The sequence below is a fragment of the Streptomyces cahuitamycinicus genome, from assembly GCF_002891435.1.
In the GTDB taxonomy this organism is placed as follows: domain Bacteria; phylum Actinomycetota; class Actinomycetes; order Streptomycetales; family Streptomycetaceae; genus Streptomyces; species Streptomyces cahuitamycinicus.
Map to the genome: position 1 here is coordinate 1 of NZ_POUC01000983.1, position 440 is coordinate 440.

The 440-nt window shown below is 67.3% G+C and carries 1 protein-coding gene; it reads left to right on the top strand.

Features of this window, described 5'->3' with window-relative positions; translation table 11 throughout:
* Positions 1–336, top strand: a 336-nt coding sequence (locus tag C1J00_RS48730; RefSeq protein WP_146046446.1) for a GntR family transcriptional regulator, incomplete at its 5' end; no start/stop codon positions are given.
* Between the last annotated feature and the right edge of the window lie 104 nt (positions 337–440).

Genomic DNA, 440 nt, shown 5'->3' on the forward strand with positions numbered 1-440 from the left:
CTGGAGCGGCAGGCGCAATGCGTGCGCGAGAGCAACCGGCGCGGTTTCTTCCGCACCGACGAAGCGTTTCACGCCACGCTGGCCGAGCTGTCGGGCTACCCCGGCGTCTGGCAGATCATCCTGGAAGTCAAAACGCAGATCGACCGTTACCGGCTGCTGACCCTCCCCTTGGAGGGTCGCATGACCGAGGTGCTGGCCGAGCACCGCGCCGTGATCGACGCTCTCGCGTCCAACGACCCGAAGCGGGCTGTTCGCGCCATGCGCGAGCATCTGGACCACGTACTGCCGGTGCTGGAAATCACACGCCGGCTGCGGCCCGAATACTTCACCGTTTAAGCGCGGCGCCCACGCCGGTGCATCGGCCGGCAGATACGGGGCGGCGGCGCCCCACCCGGTGGTGTTTCGCGCCGCCCAGGCAATTCAAATCGACAGGCAGAGCT